This is a genomic window from Oleomonas cavernae, assembly GCF_003590945.1.
GTDB classification, from domain to species: Bacteria; Pseudomonadota; Alphaproteobacteria; order Zavarziniales; family Zavarziniaceae; genus Zavarzinia; species Zavarzinia cavernae.
On record NZ_QYUK01000011.1, the window covers coordinates 2534246 to 2554318 of the forward strand.

At 67.9% G+C, this 20073-nt stretch carries 15 protein-coding genes; 11 read left to right on the top strand and 4 right to left on the bottom strand.

What is annotated here, in order from left to right; translation table 11 throughout:
* Positions 1-6: 6 nt before the first annotated feature.
* From D3874_RS15960 to D3874_RS15980, 5 genes are all read left to right on the top strand, one after another.
* A complete protein-coding gene (locus tag D3874_RS15960; protein ID WP_119778961.1) occupies positions 7-1230 on the top strand; it encodes a two-partner secretion domain-containing protein in 1224 nt (407 codons plus the stop codon).
* A gap of 77 nt (positions 1231-1307) precedes the next feature.
* The gene (locus tag D3874_RS15965) at positions 1308-2126 is read left to right on the top strand and encodes a hypothetical protein (protein WP_119778962.1); all 819 of its coding nucleotides are present in this window, start codon (positions 1308-1310) and stop codon (positions 2124-2126) included.
* Positions 2127-3648: 1522 nt separating this feature from the next.
* Positions 3649-7266 (top strand): beta strand repeat-containing protein, encoded by a 3618-nt coding sequence (locus D3874_RS15970; RefSeq protein WP_119778963.1) that lies wholly within the window; start codon positions 3649-3651, stop codon positions 7264-7266.
* Positions 7263-10226, top strand: a complete 2964-nt coding sequence (locus D3874_RS15975) for a CHAT domain-containing protein (protein ID WP_119778964.1) — start codon at positions 7263-7265, stop codon at positions 10224-10226. Before D3874_RS15970 ends, D3874_RS15975 begins: the two co-directional genes overlap by 4 nt.
* 41 nt (positions 10227-10267) lie before the next feature.
* Positions 10268-11560: an NAD(P)/FAD-dependent oxidoreductase gene (locus D3874_RS15980; protein ID WP_158596063.1), complete on the top strand. Its 1293-nt coding sequence runs from the start codon at positions 10268-10270 to the stop codon at positions 11558-11560.
* 110 nt (positions 11561-11670) lie between these two features.
* Here the strand turns inward: D3874_RS15980 and D3874_RS15985 are convergent, their stop codons facing one another.
* The gene (locus D3874_RS15985; protein ID WP_119778966.1) at positions 11671-11997 is read right to left on the bottom strand and encodes a cupin domain-containing protein; all 327 of its coding nucleotides are present in this window, start codon (positions 11995-11997) and stop codon (positions 11671-11673) included.
* Positions 11998-12004: 7 nt separating this feature from the next.
* Positions 12005-13348 (bottom strand): aspartate aminotransferase family protein, encoded by a 1344-nt coding sequence (locus D3874_RS15990; RefSeq protein ID WP_119778967.1) that lies wholly within the window; start codon positions 13346-13348, stop codon positions 12005-12007.
* 106 nt (positions 13349-13454) lie between these two features.
* Between D3874_RS15990 and D3874_RS15995 the strand changes: the two genes are divergently transcribed.
* The 4 genes from D3874_RS15995 to D3874_RS30480 are packed head-to-tail and all read left to right on the top strand — an operon-like array spanning position 13455 to position 15826.
* Positions 13455-14393, top strand: coding sequence for a LysR family transcriptional regulator (locus D3874_RS15995; protein ID WP_119778968.1), 939 nt, complete (start codon positions 13455-13457; stop codon positions 14391-14393).
* Positions 14377-14622, top strand: coding sequence for a hypothetical protein (locus D3874_RS31630; protein ID WP_338016770.1), 246 nt, complete (start codon positions 14377-14379; stop codon positions 14620-14622). Before D3874_RS15995 ends, D3874_RS31630 begins: the two co-directional genes overlap by 17 nt.
* Positions 14619-15500: an amidase family protein gene (locus D3874_RS16000; protein ID WP_338016756.1), complete on the top strand. Its 882-nt coding sequence runs from the start codon at positions 14619-14621 to the stop codon at positions 15498-15500. Before D3874_RS31630 ends, D3874_RS16000 begins: the two co-directional genes overlap by 4 nt.
* Positions 15416-15826, top strand: a complete 411-nt coding sequence (locus D3874_RS30480) for an amidase family protein (RefSeq protein WP_233559972.1) — start codon at positions 15416-15418, stop codon at positions 15824-15826. The genes D3874_RS16000 and D3874_RS30480 overlap by 85 nt, the downstream gene beginning before the upstream one ends.
* Before the next feature lies 1 nt (position 15827).
* On the opposite strand, the gene D3874_RS16005 is transcribed toward D3874_RS30480, so the two are convergent.
* Complete coding sequence (locus D3874_RS16005; protein WP_119778969.1) at positions 15828-16175, bottom strand: hypothetical protein; 348 nt, start codon at positions 16173-16175, stop codon at positions 15828-15830.
* A gap of 179 nt (positions 16176-16354) precedes the next feature.
* Here D3874_RS16005 and D3874_RS16010 point away from each other — a divergent pair, with 179 nt between their 5' ends.
* The gene (locus tag D3874_RS16010; protein WP_119778970.1) at positions 16355-17683 is read left to right on the top strand and encodes a matrixin family metalloprotease; all 1329 of its coding nucleotides are present in this window, start codon (positions 16355-16357) and stop codon (positions 17681-17683) included.
* The gene (locus tag D3874_RS16015; RefSeq protein ID WP_233560220.1) at positions 17680-18150 is read left to right on the top strand and encodes a M10 family metallopeptidase C-terminal domain-containing protein; all 471 of its coding nucleotides are present in this window, start codon (positions 17680-17682) and stop codon (positions 18148-18150) included. The genes D3874_RS16010 and D3874_RS16015 overlap by 4 nt, the downstream gene beginning before the upstream one ends.
* A 12-nt stretch (positions 18151-18162) precedes the next feature.
* Here the strand turns inward: D3874_RS16015 and htpG are convergent, their stop codons facing one another.
* Positions 18163-20061 (bottom strand): molecular chaperone HtpG, encoded by a 1899-nt coding sequence (gene htpG, locus D3874_RS16020; RefSeq protein WP_119778972.1) that lies wholly within the window; start codon positions 20059-20061, stop codon positions 18163-18165.
* Positions 20062-20073 lie beyond the last annotated feature (12 nt).

Below are 20073 nucleotides of genomic sequence, written 5' to 3' on the forward strand. Positions count from 1 at the left end.
GCAACGATGTTGAACCTGCACATGAGCCCGTCCGCCAAGATCCGGCTGCTCGCGACCACGGCCCTGGGCCTGGTGGTAACCCTTGCCGCCCCGCCGACCGCGCGGGCCAACCCCACGGGCGGCACGGTGGTGGGCGGCAGCGCCACCATCACCGCCGCGCCGGGCACCACCACGATCAACCAGACCAGCAACCGCGCCGTCATCAACTGGGAAGGCTTCTCGATCGATTCAGGCGAGACGACGACCTTCGTCCAGCCCAATGCCAATGCCGTGGCGCTGAACCGTGTCACCGGCAGCGAAGCCTCGATGATCAACGGCACCTTGACCGCTAACGGCAACGTGTTCCTGATCAACCAGAACGGCGTGATGATCGGCGCCGGGGCCAAGGTGAACGTCGGCGGCCTGGTCGCCACCACCACCGACATCGATGACAAGAAATTCCTCGACGGCATCTATCACTTCGATCGGCCGACCGGCAATCCCGATGCCAAGGTGATCAACAACGGCCTGATCACCGCGGCCGATCAGGGCCTCGCCGTCCTGGTCGGACCGACCGTCGAAAATAACCACGTCATCAACGCGAAACTGGGCACAGTGGCCCTGGGCAGTGCCGAGACCTTTACCGTCGATCTCGCCGGCGACGGCCTGATTTCCTTCGATACCGGCCAGCCGGTCAACCGCACCCCCGGCAACCCCCAGGTCAGCAATTCGGGCACCATCGATGCCGCCGGCGGCACCGTCATCCTCAGTGCCGGCCAGGCCGCCTCGGTGGTCGACAAGGCCATCGACATGAGCGGGGTGATCACCGCGCAGAGCGTCGGCCTGGAGGGCGGCACCATCGTGCTGTCGGGCGGCGAGGGCACCACCGTGGTCTCCGGCACGCTCGATGCCTCGGGTGCCGCGGCCGGCACCAAGGGCGGCACGATCGAGGTTACCGGTGCCACGGTGGCGCTGACCTCGAGCGCCAAGGTCGATGCCTCGGGCAGTGCCGGCGGCGGCAAGGTGCGGATCGGCGGCGACAAGAAGGGCGGCGGCACGACACCCCATGCGCAGGTCGCCTCGGTTGCCCAGGGGGCGACCATCAACGTTTCGGCCAGGGACAAGGGCGACGGCGGCTCGATCATCGTCTGGTCCGATCGCTCGACGGTCTTCGATGGCCTTGCCACCGCCCGGGGCGGTTCGGCGGGGGCAACGGCGGCTTTGTCGAAACCTCGTCCCTTGGCACGCTGACCGTCTCCCGCGGCCGGGTCGACGCCGGCGCGCCCCTGGGCCTGGCGGGCAACTGGCTGCTCGATCCGACCGATGTCGTGATCTCCGGCAATCCCGCCGACGCAGGCGCCGGCGAATCCTTCGTCGATGTCGCGGCGATCGCCGCCAGCCTGAACGGCAGTACCGATGTCTCGATCACGACCACGGCGGCGGGGCCCGGCACCGGCACGATCACGCTGCTGGCCGATCTCGACACCGCCGTCGGCAGTACCGGCGGCGACGGCCAGGCGACCTTGAGCCTGGAGGCCAATGCCGGCATCTCGCTCAACAACGGCTTTGGCATCACCAACAAACAAGGCCTGCTGATCCTCGACCTGCAGATCGCCGAGGCACCGGCCGGCACGCCACCCAGCGTGACCCGCGACATCAATATCGGCGACGTCACCGCCGACGGCGGCGATATCTTCCTGGTGGCCGATGCCTCCTATGTCGGCGACAGCGGCGGCCGGGTGTTCTTCTCGGGCGATTTTTCGACCGTCAATGGCGGTGCCGCGACCATCTATGCCCACGGCAACGTGATCGAGGTCGACGGCACCATCGATATCGCCGCCCGCTCGGTCGCCGATGTCGATCTCGGCCCCCTGGGCCTGGGCGGCCTGGACCTGCCGGCCGGCGCCTTCTTCGACGCGATCGCCCCGGCGGTGAGCAGCGGCGGCGACGAATTCGATCCCAGCTTCGTCACGGGCGAACTGGCCTCGATCGACGTGCGCGACGGCGCCGACGGCACGCCCGCCGTCCTGACCATCGCCTCGAGCAATCTGAGCCTTGCGGCCAGCGACAGTGGCGATACCTTCCCCAACACCATCAGGGCGCCGACCGTCGTCCTGTCAGGGGCCCGGGGCAGGGCGTCTTCATGAACCCCGCCGTTCCCGGCGCGGGCCTCAATTTCTTCACCGACGAGTTGCTCGCCTTCGACTTCTCGACCGTCGACACCCTGCAATTGGGCCGGCTGGCGGACACGACGACGGTCGGCATCGGCGGCGGCTTCAATGCCACGACCATGGGCAATGCCGATCTCACCTTCACCGTCTTCGCGCAAAACCTGATCCTGGTCGGCGAGCCATCCGGCGGCGTCGCCGCGATCCCGACCGACCTGCGCGTCGGCACCCTGAACCTGTTCACCGGCGACGATTCAAGCGCCAGCATCCGCCTGGGCAGCGCAGTCGATACCAAGATCGTCGCCGACGCGATCCAGATCGGCCTGGCCCCCACGCTGACCACGTCCGCCTCGCCGCCCGAGGTGCTGATCGGTGCCGATGCCCCGGTCCAGATTACAGCCGACAGCTTGCGGATCGGCCGGACCACCACCGCGCCCGACGGCACCATCAGCTTCGAGCAGTCGGTCGGCCGGACCCAGATCGGCCAGGGCGCCGATGTCACGATGACCGTGGACGACATCGTCATCTTCAGCGACAGCCTCGACATCGGCGGCCCGACGCAGACCACGATCCAGGGCTTCCACCGCTTCGTCGCCCAGGGCCGCGCCGGTTTCGGCGAGGCGCGCATCGACGCGACCGACGGCAGCTTTGCCGGCAATACGCTGCTCGACGGCCTGGCCGACAGCCTGTTGTCGCTGGAGTACGATGCAATCTCCATCGGCTCGTCCGATGCCGGGACGGTGACCGCCGATGCCCACGACATCAACCTCTACGCCCGCGCCAAGGGCATCTTCATCGAAGACACCGCCAGCCTGACAGCGGGGAATGATTTCAACATCGCGCTGGGCCCCGACGGGGAACTGAGCATCAATGGCACCACCCAGGGCGACGACGTCACCTTCATGGCCTATTTCCGCGGCCAGAACACCACCGTCGGCGTGACGGTGGGCGGCGTCAACGCCATGTACGACCAGGCCGACATCGACGCCTTCGCCACCGCCGACGACCTGACGATCACCAGCCGTTCGGTGATCAACACCGGCGCCGGCCTGGCCGGCGGCGACAGCGACGTGATCCTGCAGTTCGATGTCGCCACGCCGCCCCTGAACCTGCCCGTCGAAACCCAGTTCACCACCGTGGGCAGCTTCGGCACCGGCGATATCCTGGCGGGTTCGGCCGTACAGGGCATCGCGATCACAGGCCAGGATGACATCGGCTTCACCACCAAGCTGGGCGGTACCAACTTCTTCGCTGCTAGTATCTCGACCACGGGCGGCAGCATCGGCGTCAACGGCCCCGCCCTGATCAATCGCGCGACAAACATGACGGCAGCGGTTTCTGTCGGCATGACCGGCCCGGTTGATGCGTCCCCATTCACCTTCGATTCCAAGCTCGAATTGGTCGGCTCCCTCGGTGGCGTCTTCATCGCCGGCCCGATCGGGAGTACCGCACCACTCAGCAGCTTCCGCGCCACGGGGGTACCCGCATCGAGGTCGCCGGCGTGCGCACGTCGAGCGACCAGGTCTATTTTGCCCCGGTCGTCGACTTCGGCGCCGGCGACTACGTCAGTTCGGCCGGCGCCTTCGACAGCGCCTCGGCCGGCACGAACATCATCAACGGCGACGTCACCGTGGATGCGGGAACGAACGCCGAATTCGCCGGCACCGTCAACGGGGTGACGGGCGACGAGACCCTGACGGTGATCGCCCGCGGCGGCCGGGCGGGCTTCTTCCGCGACATCGGCGGCACCACGCCGTTCGACACCCTGACGGTCACCGCCAGCGCCGAGGCCGTGTTCAGCGGCATCAATACACTGGGCGATGTCACCGTGACGGCGCCGCTGGTCGACCTGATCGGCGGTCAGTTCACCATCGGCGGCGCGCTGGATGTCACTGGCGATGTCGAAATGCTGGTCGACACGGAAATCACGGCCAATGATGCCCTGACCGTCGACGGCAACATCGACCGTTCCAGCGGCGCCGATTTCGGCATCGACGTGACCCTGGAGTCGACCACCGCCAATGTCCTGGTCACCGGGAATATCGGCGGCACGCTCGCCCCCGACAATCTGGTGGTGACGGCGGCGACCGATATCGACGTCGGCGATGCCACCACCATCGTCGACCAGAGCTTCACCGCCCCCCTCGTCACCCTGCGCGGGGCCACTTACGACGCCGGCGGCGACGTCACCGTCGACGGCACCACGCGCCTGGACGGGGTGACGACGGTCGATGCCGGCGGCTCGATCCTGTTCACCGGCACGATCGATCGCGAGGCCGGCCTGGGCAGCCTGGTCGCCACCGCCGGCTTGGCCGGCGACGTGACGGTCGAAGGCGTGATCGGCGGCATCAACCGCCTGGGCTCGGTCAACCTCACCGCCCTGGGCGGCGAGGTTTCGACCGTCGGCGCCAACACCAGGGGCGACCAGCGCTATGCCGGTGCCTCGGTCCTGCTGGCCGGGGCCTATGACGCCGACGGCGGCGACATCGACGTGGTCGGCCCCGCCACCATCACCGGCCCGGTGAGCGTGACCGCCGCCGACAATGTCAGCTTCAGCGCGACGATCGATGCCGCGACGGGGCCTGGCCACAGCCTTGTCGTCACCGCCGAGAATGGCGGCATCACCTTCACGGGGGCGATCGGCGACACCCAGGCGCCGAACAGCGTGACAGCGACCGCCGCGACGCAAATCAGCGCCGCCGACATCACGACACGCGACTTCATCAGCCTGGCCGCACCGGTCATCGACCTGACGGGCAGCCGCTATATCGCAGGTGGCCTGCTGACCTTCGCCGGCGCGGTCGAGCTTGGCAACGACACGCTGATCGAGGCCGACGACGCCGTCCTGATCGACGGCAGCATCAACGGCGACGGCACCGACCTGACCATCACCTCGAACGAGGCCGGCGTCGAGGTTACCGGCCCGATCGGCGCTTCCGAGGCCATCGATGTCCTGGCCGTCAATGCCGCGACCTCGATCGCCGTGCAGGATGCCCGGACCAATGGCAGCCAGACCTATACCGGCCCGGCCGTCGCCCTCAATGGCGAGACCTATGACGCCGGCGGCGACTTCACCGTCAGCGGCGCCGCGACGCTGGACGGGGTCACCACCGTCGATGCCGATGGCTCGATCCTGTTCACCCGCACGATCAACGCCGCCGGTGCGGCGATCGCCCGCCTGACGGCAACCGCCGGCAGCACGGGCGATGTCACGGTCCGGGGCGTGATCGGCGGCGTCGCCCGGCTGGCGTCGGTTTCGCTGACCGCGGGCGACCAGGTCACGGTCGCCGGCGCCAACACTGTCGGCAACCAGCGCTTTGCCGGTGCCGGCGTCGCCCTGGCGGGCGACTACGACAGCGATACCGGCAATGTGGCCGTTGTCGGCCCGGCGACGATCGAGGGGCCGGTCACGATCACCGCCGGGGACTCGGCCTCGTTCAGCAGTACCGTCGATGCCGCCGCCGGCGGCGGCGACAGCCTGACCGTCACCGCGCAGGCCGGCAGCGTTGCCTTCGCCGGTATCGTCGGCGGCACCACGGCGATCGACGGCCTGAGGGCGACGGCGGCAACCACGCTTGCCACCGCCAGCATTACCTCGAGCGACGAGATCACCCTGATCGCCGAGGCAATCGAGCTGAACGGCAGCACCTACACCGCCGGCACGGAATTGAAGCTCACCGGCGCGGTCGGCATCACCCAGGATACCGACCTGACAGGCGCCGGCGCGGTGATCATCACCGGCTCGATCGACCGCTCGCCCGCCGCCGCGGGGGCCCCCAACCTCGCCATCACCTCGGAAAACAGCGGCGTGGTGCTGAATGCACCGGTCGGCCAGACCCGCCGGTTGGGCGACCTCACGGTGGACGGCGACGTCAACGCCTTCCTAGCCGATATCGCCGTCAACGGGGACCTGATCGTACGAGCACCCGACATCGCCCTGACCGGATCGACCTATAGTGCCGGCGGCGGCCTGTTGCTGTCGGGCGACACCACCGTCGCCGGGGCGACGAGCATCAGTGCCACCGATACGGTCACCATCGCCGGCACCCTCGACACCGATGACGATGCCGCCGCACCCGCCGACCTGGACATCAGCTCCAGCGACAGTTCGGTCAGCCTGCTGGGGGAGGTGGGCGGCAATCGCCGGCTGGGCAGCCTCGAGGTTGACGCGGCCGGCGAGATCGGGCTCGAGGCCGGGGTCCATACGACCGGCGACCAGCGCTATACGGCCGCCTCGATACTCATGGCCGTCGGCGACTACGACAGCGAAGCCGGGGACATCGCCGTCGAGGGCGACCTGTTCCTGGTCGGGGAGGTCGGCATCGATGCCGCGGACGACCTGACGATTACCGGCACCATCGACAGCGGCTCGGACGGCGGCGACGGCCTGCGCGGCCTCGCCACGTTCAATGCCGGCGGCGACATCACCATCCTGGGCGAGGTCGGCCAGGAAGAGCCCCTGGCGGGCTTCAGCCTGACCGCCGGCAATGCCATCGATCCGCCGTCCGTCACCACCTTCGGGCCGCAGTTCTACCGCGCGCCGACCATCCTGCTGACGGGGGACCTCTATCGTACCAACGGCGGTTCGTTCACGACCATCGGCGCCCTCACCCTGTCGGCCCCGTCGGTCACCCTCAACACCAATATCCTGACCTCGACCGCCGGCGACATCCTGCTCGACGGTCCCGTCACCGGCAACGACGTGATCATCGACGCGGGCGAAGCCTCGATCACGGGGCTCGACGTCGCCTTCACCTCGCTGACCGTGTTCCATGTCACCGGCTCGGCCACCATGGGCGGCACCATTGGCGGCGCCAGCGGATCGGATGCGGCGCGGGCGGTCCTGCGGCCGGACGGCATCGCCGATACCTATCTGTTCAACGGCTGCGTCATGGCCGTGGGCTGCTTCTCGATCGACGATATCCCGCGCAGCGAGATCGATTTCCACCTGCCCGATCCACCGCTGGTGCTGGTCCTCTCCGCGCCGCCGCTGATCGTCGCCGCCGGCGACGCCTTCATCGACGATCCCCGCTTCGTCTTCTCCAACACCGGCAAGGATGCCCTGTGGCGACTCGATCTCGACGAATCCGCCCCCGCCGAGGAGGAGAAAGCGCAATGACCGGGCGCCATCTTCTGGTCCTCGCCGCGCTGCTGCTGGCGGGCTGTGCGGGCGGCGGCGACTTCACCACCGGCGAGCCGCGCACCGCCGGCAACAACCTGGTCGGGGAAAGCTGCACGGTAACCCGCAAGGCAGCCGGCGGGTCGGAGTCACGCTACGAGATCCATTGCGGGACCTGGGCGCAGCCTTCGGCCCGCCTGGTCGCGACCAGCGGCGACGCGGCCGCGGCCATCGCCGGCGGGCCCTGGCGCGAGGAGTTGAACGGCCGGATGCGCTGCGCCGACCCCCAGGCCTCCACCTTCGCCGGCGACCTGCCGGGCGTGCTGATGGCTTGCCGGCTGATCAATGGCGGTTTCCCGACCATGGCCCTGGCGATTACCAGCGGCGACCGGTTGTTCCTGGCCGACGGCATTCCCGCCGCCTTGCCGGTGGTCGAGCAGGCGGTCCTGGCGGCCCTGGGCCGCGGCACGCTGGGCGGCCAGACCGCCGAGTCCCGTGCCATCGCCATGGTCCGCGCGGCGACCGGGCGGCCCCTGACCGGGGCCAATACCATCGACACCTACTACACCGCCATGGCCGACGCCCAGTACAAGGACACGGTGCAGGACTTCGCCGCATCGGAGGAAGCCTATCGCCGGGCCCTGCTGGCCCAGGCCGAGGCGATCGGCAACGACGACCCCAGCGCCGCCGATCCGCTGATGCACGTGGCCTTGGAACTGTCCAACCAGGGCCGCTATGACGAGGCCGCGCCCCTGCTCGACGAGGCGCAGCGCCTGGCGGCGGAAAGCATCAATCCCGGCGATCTGCCGCGCCTGCTCAGCTACCGGGCGATCGACGCGGCCAACCAGGGCAAGCTCGCCATCGCCATCACCTTTGCCGAGAAGGCGACCGCCGAACGCCGCCGCCTGGCCGAGCGCGAGGCGGGCCTGCCGCCGGGCGCGGCCCTGGGCAGCGCCGCCGAAGGCAACGACCTGATCGCCTACGGCGGCGTTTCCGCGGCCGTTCTGGCGGTCGATGTGGCGCAAAGCCTGCACACCCAGGCAGCGCTCTATCTGCGCCAGGGCGATCTCGACGCCGCCGCGCGCACCGCCGATGAAGCCATCGCCATCGCCCGCAACAACCGCACGGCGCCCCCGTGGTGGTTGCCGCAATTCCTGGAAACCCGGGCGACCATCGCCCGGGCCCAGGGCAACGCCGGGACCGCCGTGGCCCTGCAAGGCGAAGCGGTGCGCATCTGGGTGAACATCCTGCCCCAGTCCGTGCCCGAGGGCCTGGCCCGGCTGGGGCTGGGGCGCAGCCTCTACGCCAATGGCGAGGCGACGGCGGCGATCGAGTCCTATCGCCAGGGCTTTGCCATCCTGAAGGCGCGCAATGCCGAAATCCGCCCGCGGGAACTCGTCGGGTTCCTCGACGTGGCCGAGGCGGTGGCAACGGCCGAACCCGACAAGCGCGCGGCCCTGTCGGTCGAAATGTTCGAGGCCATGCAGTTGATGCGCTCGGGCGTGACCAGCCGCACCGTCAGCCTGGCGACCGCGCGCCTGGCCGCGGGCGACCAGGCCGTCGGGGCGGTCATCCGCGCCCAGCAGGAGAACGATCGCAAGCGTTACAGCCTGGTCGCCAGCCTGAACCGGGCCCTGGCCGTGCCCGTCGACCTGCGCGACACCAAGGCGATCGCCGGCCTGCGCGACCAGTTGACCGCCACCGAGGCGCAGGGCCGCCAGCTCGACGAGCAGGTGCAGGCGGCCTCGTCGGGCTACCGCCAGCTTCTGGCCACCCCGGTTACCGCGGCCGAGTTGCAGGGCATCCTGAAACCGGACGAGGCCCTGGTGGCCTTCGCCTCGGCCGAGAATGCGACCTATGGCTTCCTGGTGCGGGCCGACCGCCTGCGGGTCTGGCGCATCGACGCCGGCGACAAGGCCCTGGGCGATGCCATCATCACCCTGCGCAAGGCCACGATACCGACCAGGGACGGCAAGCTGCCGCGTTTCCCCGTCGATACCGCGCACGGTCTCTACACCGCCCTGTTCGGCCCGGCCCAGGCCGATCTCGACGGGGTCGAAACCCTGGTCACCAGTGCCAACGGGCCGCTGGCCAGCATCCCCCTGGGGATCCTGGTGCGCGACGGCACCAGCGTTGCCGGCGGCGACTACCGCGGGGTCGACTGGCTGGTCCGCCACCACGCCCTGGCGGTGGTGCCGTCGGTGCGCGCCTTTGCCGATCTGCGCCGGGCGACGGCGGTATCGGGGGGCACCCAGCCGATGATCGGCTTTGGCAACTACCAACCACCGCGCGACGTCGCCGGCCTGTTTTCGGACCTGCCTGCCGGCTGCGCGCGCGACCGCAAGGTTCTCGGCGCCCTGGGCCCCCTGCCCGGCACCGCCGCGGAATTGCGCGGGGTCGCCAACCTGGTCGGGGCCGGCAGCGGCGCCCTGAAACTGGGCGACAGCTTTACCAAGGCGGCGGTCACCGGCAGCCCGCTGAGCGATTACCGCATCGTCTATTTCGCCACCCATGCCGTGCTGGCCAGCGAGATCCGCTGCTTTGCCGAGCCGGCGCTGCTGGTCACGCCGAACCAGGCCGGCGGGGCCGACAGTGCGCTGCTCAAGCTCAGCGACATTCTCGACCTGAAGCTGGATGCCGATCTCGTCGTGCTGTCGGCCTGCAATACCGGCGGCACCGACGGCAAGAACGGCGGCGAGGCGCTGTCGGGCCTGGCCCGCGCCTTCTTCTATGCCGGGGCGCGGCGCCTGGTGGTGTCGCACTGGCCGGTGCCCGACGCCTCCACCGCGGCCCTGATGACCCGGCTGTTCCACCCCTCGGCCGAGGGCACCGGCGGGGCCGAGGCGCTGCGGCGCGCGCAACTGGCCTTGATCGACGGCGCCGGCCCGCTAGAGTGGTCGCACCCGCTGTTCTGGGCCGGCTTCAGCGCGGTGGGTGACGGTACGGGAGTTGTCCACTGAGCGATCTGCATCACCCTTCGATCCATGCCTATGACCGCCCGGTGGATAGTTGGTGGGCGGCCTCGGCGGGACTGGGGCCTGCGGCGCCGCCGCTCGACGGCGATGTCACCACCGATGTCGCCATCATCGGCGGCGGTTACACCGGCCTCAACGCCGCCCTGACCCTGGGGCGCGAGGCCAAGACCAGCGCCCTGGTGCTGGATGCCGCCGCCATCGGCTGGGGCGCGTCGGGGCGCAACGGTGGCTTCTGCTGCCTGGGCTCGTCCAAGCTGCCCTGGTCGGCCATCATCAAGCGCTTCGGCCTGGCCGAGGCACAGGGCTTCTTCCGCCTGCAGGTGGCGGCGATCGAGCATGTCCGCAGCCTGCTGCGCGACAATGCCATCGACGCCGACATAGGCCCCGACGGCGAGGCCAGGCTGGCCCACCATCCCCGCGCCGCCGCCGATTTCGTGGCCGATGCCGCGCTCTACCGCGAGCTGTTCGGTGTAACCTGTGAAATCGTCCCCAAAGAGGCCTTGCGCGCGCGCGGCCTGAACAGCGCCGAGGCGCATGGCGCCCTGCTGGAGCCGCTGGGCTTCCCCCTCCACCCGCTGAAATATGTCCACGGCCTGGCCCGCCTGGCCCAGGCGGCGGGCGCCCGTCTGCACGGGCAAAGCCCGGTGGTGCAGTGGACCCGCGAAGGCCGGCGCCATCGTCTGGCGACGCCCAAGGGATCGGTCCTGGCCGACCGGGTGGTGGTCGCCACCGCCGGCTTCACCCGCGATGCCTTGCACCCGGACTTCAGCGGCCGGCTGCTGCCGGTGCTGACCAACATCATCACGACCCGCCCGCTGACCGCGCCGGAGCGCGCCGCCCAGGGCTTCGACAGCCTGACCATGTGCGCCGACACCCGCAACCTGCTGCATTACTTCCGCCTGCTGCCCGACGGCCGGATGATGTTCGGCGCCCGCGGCGGCATCTCGGCCACCCCGGCGGCGCAGGCGGCGATGCGGGCGCAATTGATCGGTGATCTGGGCCGGATGTTTCCGGTGTGGCGCGGGGTCGAGATCAGCCATTTCTGGCGCGGCCTGACCGACCTGTCCTTCGACCTGCTGCCCCACCTGGGCACGACCGAGGACGGCAGCGTCCACTACCTGCTGGCCTTTCACGGCAACGGCGTCGCCATGGGTTCCCTGGGCGGCAGCCTGATCGGCCGGCGCCTGGCCGGCCAGAAGCTGGACCTGCCGGCGCCGATCGCGCAGCCCATTCCCCGCTTCCCCTTCCCCGCCCTGCGCCAGACCTACCTGCGCGCCGCCTATGCCGGGCTGGGCATCAAGGATCGGCTGGGCCGATAGATATCGATCGTCATCCCGGCGAAGGCCGGGATCCACGGCGGTGGCGATACGGGTCTGTCCCAGTGTTCCACGACAGTGGATCCCGGCCTTCGCCGGGATGACGATATAGGTTATGCGACCGCCGAATGGAACACCGCCTCGGGCCGCTTGATCTCGATCTCGACGAAGGCGATCGGGTGCTGGGAGCCGTTCATCACGTCGTGGCGGATGCCCGCCGGGCGCTTGTAGGCCTGGCCCTGGGCCAGCGGCACGTCGCTGACCGTCTCGCCGTTGTGGATGCGCAGGGTGCCGGCCATCAGCATGACCACGAAATAGGGCCAGCCGTGCTCGTGCCAGCCGGTCACCGCGCCGGGCTGGAAATCCCAGCGGGTGATGCGGACATCGTCATCGTCCTGCTGCACGCTCGGCACGGCAGGGATGGTACAGTCGAACGCCATCGAACCCTCAATTCAGACTGGTGATGGCGTCACCCAGCACGTTCATCAGCCCGTCGATATCCTCGTGTTCCGAGATGAAGGGCGGGGCAAGCTGGATCGTGTCGCCGCCATAGCGGACATAGTAACCCGCTTCCCAGCACTTCATGGAAATTTCCCACGGCCGCCGTGCCGGCTCGCCGGGCGCGCTTTCGATCTGAAGCGCGCCGGCCAGGCCGAAATTGCGGATGTCGGTGACATATTTGAGGCCCTTCAACCCGTGGATCGCCTCCTCGAAATAGGCGCCGAGCTGGGCCGCGCGTTCGGCCATCCTGTCCTTCTCGAAGATCTCCATGGCGGCAAGGCCGGCGGCGCAGGCAACCGGGTGGCCCGAATAGGTATAGCCATGGGTGAATTCGACCAGGTACTCGTGCCCGCCCTTGGCCATGAAGGTGTCGTAGATTTCCTTCGACGCGACCACGGCGCCCATGGGCACGGTGCCGTTGGTCAGGCCCTTGGCGATGTTCATGATGTCGGGCGTCACGCCGAAGGCATTGGCGCCGAAGGCATGGCCGGTGCGGCCGAAGCCGGTGATGACCTCGTCGAAGATCAGCAGGATGTTATGCTTGTCGCACAGCGCGCGCAGGCGCTGGAGATAGCCCTTGGGCGGCACGATGACGCCGGCCGAGCCCGAGAACGGCTCGACGATCACCGCGGCGATGTTCGAGGCGTCGTGCAATGCCACAAGTTCCTCGAGCGCATCGGCCAGTTCGGCGCCCTTCTCGGGCATGCCCTTGGAGAAGGCGTTCTCCTTGATCAGGGTGTGGGGCAGGTGATCGGTATCGAGCAGGGTGCCATAGAGCTTGCGGTTGCCGCCGATGCCGCCCAGCGAGACGCCGCCGAAGTTGACGCCGTGGTAGCCCTTCACCCGGCCGATCAGCTTGGTCTTCTCCGGCTGGCCCTTCAGGCGCCAATAGGCCCGCGCCATCTTGAGCGAGGTATCGGCGGATTCCGAGCCCGAGCCGGTGAAGAAGACATAATCGAGGCCGGCCGGCATCATGCCCGCCACCTTGTTGGCCAGCTTGAAAGCGCCCGGGTGGCTGAACTGGAAGCCGGGGGCGTAGTCGAGTTCGGCAATCTGTTTGGAGACCGCGTCGATGATCTCGCGCCGGCGGTGGCCCGAGCCGGTGCACCACAGGCCCGACAGGCTGTCATAGATCCGGCGGCCCTTGGCATCGATATAGTGGCTGCCCTCGGCGGCCACGATCATGCGCGGGTTGTCCTTGAACTCCCGATTGGCGGTGAAGGGCATCCAATAGGCTTCAAGCTCGTCACGGCTGAGACCAGCCGCCTGGGCCGGTTCGAAAAGCGGCATGAGCGTACTCCACGGAATTTGCGATCGCTGTTGCCTGAAGCATGCGCCTGCGCTTACGTTGCTCATATCCATATTGTCTTATATTCAGTTCAAGGAATCTTGACCCATGCCGCGCAGGCGCCCTGTCCAGGTCGGGCCGATCGGCGATGTCGACATCCGCCTGCTGCGGGTGTTCAAGACCGTGGTCGATTGCGGCGGCTTCACCGCGGCCGAGGTCGAGCTGAACATCGGCCGCGCCGCCATCAGCATGCACATGGCGGATCTGGAAAAGCGCCTGGGCCTGCGCCTGTGCCAGCGCGGCCGGGCCGGCTTCTCGCTGACCGACGAGGGCCGCCAGGTGCACGACGCCTCCCTGCGCCTGCTCGCCTCCCTGGAAAATTTCCGCACCGAGGTGAACACCCTGCACGCCAGGCTGCGCGGTGCGCTCGACATCGGCATCATCGACAACCTGGTGACCATGCCGCGCATGAACGTGACCGAGGCCCTGCGCGGGCTCAAGGCCGTGGGGCCGGACGTGCAGGTGAACATCCGCATGATCCCGCCCAACGAGATCGAGCTGGGCGTGCTGGACGGGCGCCTGCACATCGGCGTGACGCCGGCCCTGCGCAACCTGCCCGGTCTCGACTACCGCCCGCTCTACGACGAGGAATCCCTGCTCTATTGCGGGCTGGGCCACCCCCTGTTCAAGCGGGCCGACCGTGGCATCAGCGACGAGACCATCGCCGGCGCCGAGGCCGTCGCGCCGATCTATGCCCAGACCCTGGAGGCGCGCGCCCTGCATCAGCCGCTGAACAACACGGCGACCGCGACCGACCGCGAAGGCGTGGCCTTCCTGATCCTGACCGGACGCTACATCGGCTACCTGCCCACCCACTATGCCCAGCTCTGGGTCGACCAGGGGCGCATGCGCGCGGTCCGCCCGGGCCAATACCGCTACCTGACCGAATTCCGCGTCGTCACCCGCAAGGGCGGGCGGCCCAACCTGATCCTGAAAACCTATCTCGACCTGTTGTCGAAAGGAGGCGTCCATGGCGAACCTGTGTGACCTGAGTGCTATCGACCTGCGCCGCCTGATCGCCACACGCCAGATCTCGCCGGTGGAACTGGCGCAGGCTTGCATCGCCCGGATCGAGGCGGTCGATCACGCCGTCAATGCCATGGTCACGCGCAGTTTCGAGCGGGCCTTGATCGAGGCAAAGGCGGCGGAGGCGGCGGTCACGCGGGGCGAGGCCTTGGGGCCCTGCACGGCCTGCCCATCGGCATCAAGGACCTGAGTTCGACCGCCGATATCCTGACCACCTTCGGCAGCGTGATGTTCGCCGACAATGTGCCCAAGCAGGACGAGTGCGCGGTGGCGTCGATCCGCCGGGCCGGCGCCATCGTGGTGGGCAAGACCAACACCCCGGAATTCGGCGCCGGCGGCAATACCCGCAATGCCGTTTTCGGCCCCACCGGCAACCCCTATGATCCCGTGCTCACCAGCGGCGGCTCGTCGGGCGGCTCGGCGGTGGTCTTGGCAACCGGCATGGTGCCCCTGGCGTCGGGTTCCGATTTCGGCGGCAGCCTGCGCACGCCGTCGGCCTTCTGCGGCGTGGTCGGCTTCCGCCCCTCGCCCGGCGTGATCCCGGACGAGACCAAGGTGACGGGCCTGTCGCCCTTCGCGGTCGACGGGCCGATGGCGCGCAACGTGACCGACGCCCATCTGCTGCTGGGGGCGATGGCCGGGCACGGCCTTGACGATCCCTTCTCCGGCCTGCTCGATCCCGGCCTGCTCAAGCCGCTGACCCCGGCGGACCTGGGCGCCACCCGCGTCGCCTTCTCGAGTGACCTCGGGATCGCGGCCGTCGATCCCGCCAACCGCAGCAGCTTTGCCGACCGCGTGGCCCGGCTGTGGCCCCATTTCGCCCATGCGGCGGAGGCCCAGCCCAACCTGTCGGGCGTGCACGAGGTGTTCGAGACCCTGCGGGCCCTGTTCATGGTCGGCGGCTATGGCCACTACCTGAAGCATTCGCCCGACCGCCTGGGCCCGAACATGCGCGACAACACCACCCGCGGCATGGCCCTGGGGTGGAGCAGATCGCGGCGGCCTTTGCCCGGCAGACCCGGCTCTACCGCCACTTCAATCATTTCTTCGATGACTTCGACGTGCTGATCGCGCCCGCCACCAGCGTCGCCGCCTTCCCCCACGCGCAATGGTATCCCACCCAGGTCGAGGGCCGGGAGATGCCCACCTACATGACCTGGCTGGCCATCACTTACGGCGTCACCATGATGGAGGCCTGCGCCTGCTGCCTGCCCTGCGGCCTGGGCGCCGACGGCCTGCCCTTCGGCCTCCAGATCATCGGCCCGCGGGGATCGGACCGAAAGGTGCTGGAGGTCGCCCTGGCCCTGGAAGAGGTGATTGCGGGGGACAGCGCGCTGGCCATCCCGCGGCCGGATCTGGCCAGGCTGGCCACGGCTACGCCGATAAAGGGCTGAGCTACTCCTTCTGCCAGCCGTATTTGTACATGCAGGCCTCGTAGACGGACCGGCGCGGGGCGTCGTTCTCGTCCGCCGTGCCATAGCGGTTGGGCACGAAATAGCCGCCGCTGCGGGTGCAGCGGCGCCGGCCTTTCTTGTCGGTGTAGCAGTCCTCGACCATCGGCTCCCAATGGGCCGGTTCGACCAGCACCTGGCGCAGGCGCGGCGGATAGTGATTGTAGGAGTCGACTTCGCAGGCACTGGAATCGCGCTCGCGGTCCAGATCGGTCGCGCCCGGTTTCACCCAGGTGGTGCAGCCGCCCAGCACGACGCCGGCGAACAAAACCGGCAGAAATCGCCAGAGCATTGTCGAGTCCCCAAGCCTCGCCCCCGCGAGAATGTGAAATTAAACACAGCCGAGCGCTGAAGGTTTCCATTATCTGAAGGGGACCGGCGCGAGCCGAAGCCGACATGATCCAGGATTGTATTCCGCCAGCCAGAAAACTACCATAACCAGTGCCAGACTGGGCACAGGCGGGGAATATCATGAGCGAAGTCCGGGACTATAGCGCACTCCTGTCCGGCTATACGCTGAATGCAAAAGCACGAACCCTGGCAACGGGCGCCCCGGTATTCGTCACCTATTCATTTCCGACGACTGTCACTGACGAGGTGAAACTCACCGACCCCGGTGCCGCATACACCTGGGCGGCTTTCAACAGCGCGGAGATCACTTTTGCCCGCGCAGCCCTTAAGGCCTGGGGCGATGCCAGCGGTATCACCTTCATCGAGACGAAGGTCGGCAAGGGCGACATTACCTTCAACTGGCTGGATTTCGATCTTGTCGGCGCCTCCGACGCCGCGGCCTATGCCTACTATCCCGATATCGCCGGGGGCCTCGACGGCTCGCTGAGCGTACATCCGGTCGGCAGCGATGTTTTCCTGTCCAGGGATCTGCGGAATACGGACTTCCAGGACCGGGATTACCTCATGCACGTGCTGTTGCATGAGATCGGTCACGCCATCGGCCTGAAGCATCCGTTCGAAGCCAGCGACTACAACAGCAAGACCCTTGCCGCGTCCCTCGACGACACCAGGCATACGGTCATGAGTTACAATGGCGAGGATTCGAGCCTCGGTCCCTTCGATTTGCAGGCCGTTGCCGCGATGTACGGCAGCAACGCGAACGACGCCAGCAATATTGCCTCCTGGTCATGGAATGATACGGCGCAAACCTTGACGCAGGTCGGCCGATCGGCCGACGACTACATCCTCGGCATTTCTGCGATCGATATCATTGATGGCAAGGAAGGCATCGACACGATTCACGGCCTGGGCGGGGCCGACCGTATCGACGGTGGCAGCGGCAACGACAAGATCTATGGCGACGACGGCAACGATGTGCTGAACGGCGGCCTGGGCGGCGACAAGCTGTTCGGCGGGGCCGGAGATGATATCTTTAGCGTTCCCACCGGGCGCGACACGCTCGACGGTGGGGCCGGCATCGACACGCTCGACCTCTCAACCCTCACCAAAGGCATCGATTTTTACTACGCGACGCTCAAGTTCGGCAGCGAGGTCGTGAAGGTGAACTATGTCGAAAAGATCATCGGCGGGTCAGGAAACGACAAGATCCAGGCCTACTACCTGCTCGACAGCGACTACACATTCATGGGCGGCGCCGGCGACGACGTTCTGTGCGGCGGGCAAGGCCGGGACCGCCTGGACGGCGGCACCGGCTTTGATATCGCCTTCCTGGGCGGTGCCCTTGGCGCGACGGTGGACCTGGCCATCAGGGGGCCCAGAAACTGGGGCAGGATTCCGGTGCGTTCGTCACCCGAAACTACGACACATTCGTCAATATCGAGGGCCTGACCGGCACAGACGGCAACGACACGCTCTTTGGCAACGGCGCCAACAACTACCTGGGCGGTGGCGGTGGCAACGACATTCTGGACGGCCGCGGCGGCCGCGACACGATCGAGGGCAACCGCGGCGACGATAGGATGACGGGCGGGACCGGGCGCGACATCTTCGTGTTCGGGGCCGATATCGGGCAGGAAGCCTGGATCTATGATATCGATACGATTACAGATTTTGAGAAGGGCTACGACAAGATCGATTTGACGGCCCCCAACGCGATGGACGGGATCGGCGGCTCGCACGAGAATTTCGCCTGGATCGGCAATGCCGAATTCAGCGGCGCGGTCGGCGAGCTTCGCTACTACGCCGAAGGGGGCAATACGATCATCAAGGGATCGACCTGGCATGAGGATTATCCCCTGACCATCGTCCTGCTTGGCGCGATCGCCCTCGACGCCAGCGGCTTCCTGCTGGCCTGAAACCCGCGAGGCTCAGGCCACCGCGCGCACCATCACGTCCGACAGGCGGCGGGCGAAGGCGACGGGATCGCTTGGCCCCTCGCCTTCGATGATGCGCGCCTGGTCGAGCAGCAGGTGGGCGGCGTCCTCCAGGGCGTCGGTGGCGCCGGGCCGGGTCGCCCGTTCGGCCAGGGCCTTGACCAGCGGGTGGCGCGGGTTGATTTCCAGGATGCGCACGGCCTTGGCGCCAGCCGCATCGGCGCCCTTGTGGGCGCGCAGCAGGCGGGCCAGGTGCATGTCCATGTCGCCGCTGTCGGCCACCAGGCAGACCGGGCTGTCGGTCAGGCGCTTGGAGACGCGGACATCCTTCACCTGCTCGCCCAGGGCCAGCTTGGCCGCGGCGATCAGGGTGGCGATGTCGGCGTCCGGCGCGGCCTCGGCCTGTGTCCCGCCCGCCGCCTCGGGGATCAGCGACAGGTCGATGTCGCCGCGGGTGACCGACTGGAACGGCTTGCCGTCGAAATCCAGGCCCACCCCGGTCCAGAAATCGTCGATCGGGTCGGTCAGCAGCAGGACTTCGATATCGCGCGCCTTGAAGGCCTCGAGTTGCGGCGAATGGCCGACTCCGGCCGCATCGCCGGTGATGAAATGGATCGCGGTCTGGTTGGGCCGCATGCGGGCGACATAGTCGGCCAGACTGATCACGCCCTCGCCCGACTTGGTGGTGCGGAAGCGGGCCAGTTTCAGGACCTGCTCGCGCCGTTCGAAATCCTCGTAGAGGCCTTCCTTCAGCACGGCGCCGAACGCATCCCAGAACGCCTTGTAGGCCTCGGCGTCGGCGGCGCGCTTGTCGAGCTCGGACAGGATCTTCTTGATCAGGCCGGCGCGGATCTTGGCGGTCAGGGCGCTTTCCTGCAGCATCTCACGCGAGATGTTCAAGGGCAGGTCGGCCGAATCGACGACGCCGCGGACAAAGCGCAGATAGCCGGGCAGCAGGGCTTCGCAATTGTCGGTGATGAAGACGCGCCGGACATAGAGCTTAAGCCGCGATTCCCGCTTGGGATCGAACAGGTCGAAGGGCCGGTTGGTGGGGATGAACAGCAGGCCGGTGTATTCGATCGTGCCCTCGGCCTTCCAATGAACGGTGGCCCAGGGCTCGTCCATGGCATGGCCGACGTGGCGATAGAATTCGCCGTACTGCTCGGGCGTGATCTCCGCCTTGGGCCTTGTCCACAGGGCGGAGGCGGCATTCAGCGTCTCGTCCGCCCCCTCCTCGCCCTCGCCCTTCAGGATCACGGGCAGGGCGATATGATCGGAATAGGTCTTGACGATCTTCTTCAGGCGCCAGGCGTCGAGGAATTCATCCTCGCCTGTGCGCAGGGTCAGGGTGATGGTGGTGCCGCGGCCCTCGCGGACGGCGTGACGCATGGCATAGGTGCCGGCCCCGTCCGAGGTCCAGCTCCAGGCCTCGGGGCTGCCCGCCTTGCGCGAGACCACCTCGACCGACGAGGCGACCATGAACACGGAATAGAAGCCGACGCCGAAGCGGCCGATCAGGTTGACGTCCTTGGATTCGTCGCCCGAGAGCTGCTCGACAAAGGCGGAGGTGCCCGAGCGGGCGATCGTGCCTAAATTGGCGACCAGCTCGTCATGGCTCATGCCGATGCCGTTGTCGGCGATGGTCAGGCGGCGGCCGTCCTTGTCGATCGCGAGTTCGACCCGGAAGCCCGGGTCATCGGCGGTCAGCGCCGGTTCGGTCAGGGCGGCATAGCGCAAACGGTCGCAGGCGTCGGAGGCATTGGAGATCAGCTCGCGGAGGAAGATTTCCTTCTCGGAATAGACCGAATGCACCATCAGGTGCAGAAGCCGCGCCACTTCCGCTTCAAAGCCACGGGTTTCGACGCCTTCAGCCGCCTTTGCCTCTACCGCCATTTCACGCCTCGG

Coding starts and splice junctions, on each gene's coding strand:
- D3874_RS15975 (WP_119778964.1), top strand. CDS start 7,263: ATGACCGGGCGCCATCTTCTGGTCCTCGCCGCGCTGCTGCTGGCGGGC.
- D3874_RS16005 (WP_119778969.1), bottom strand. CDS start 16,175: ATGCTCTGGCGATTTCTGCCGGTTTTGTTCGCCGGCGTCGTGCTGGGC.
- D3874_RS31630 (WP_338016770.1), top strand. CDS start 14,377: ATGGCGAACCTGTGTGACCTGAGTGCTATCGACCTGCGCCGCCTGATC.
- D3874_RS15960 (WP_119778961.1), top strand. CDS start 7: ATGTTGAACCTGCACATGAGCCCGTCCGCCAAGATCCGGCTGCTCGCG.
- D3874_RS15990 (WP_119778967.1), bottom strand. CDS start 13,348: ATGCCGCTTTTCGAACCGGCCCAGGCGGCTGGTCTCAGCCGTGACGAG.
- D3874_RS16010 (WP_119778970.1), top strand. CDS start 16,355: ATGAGCGAAGTCCGGGACTATAGCGCACTCCTGTCCGGCTATACGCTG.
- D3874_RS15995 (WP_119778968.1), top strand. CDS start 13,455: ATGCCGCGCAGGCGCCCTGTCCAGGTCGGGCCGATCGGCGATGTCGAC.
- D3874_RS15985 (WP_119778966.1), bottom strand. CDS start 11,997: ATGGCGTTCGACTGTACCATCCCTGCCGTGCCGAGCGTGCAGCAGGAC.
- htpG (WP_119778972.1), bottom strand. CDS start 20,061: ATGGCGGTAGAGGCAAAGGCGGCTGAAGGCGTCGAAACCCGTGGCTTT.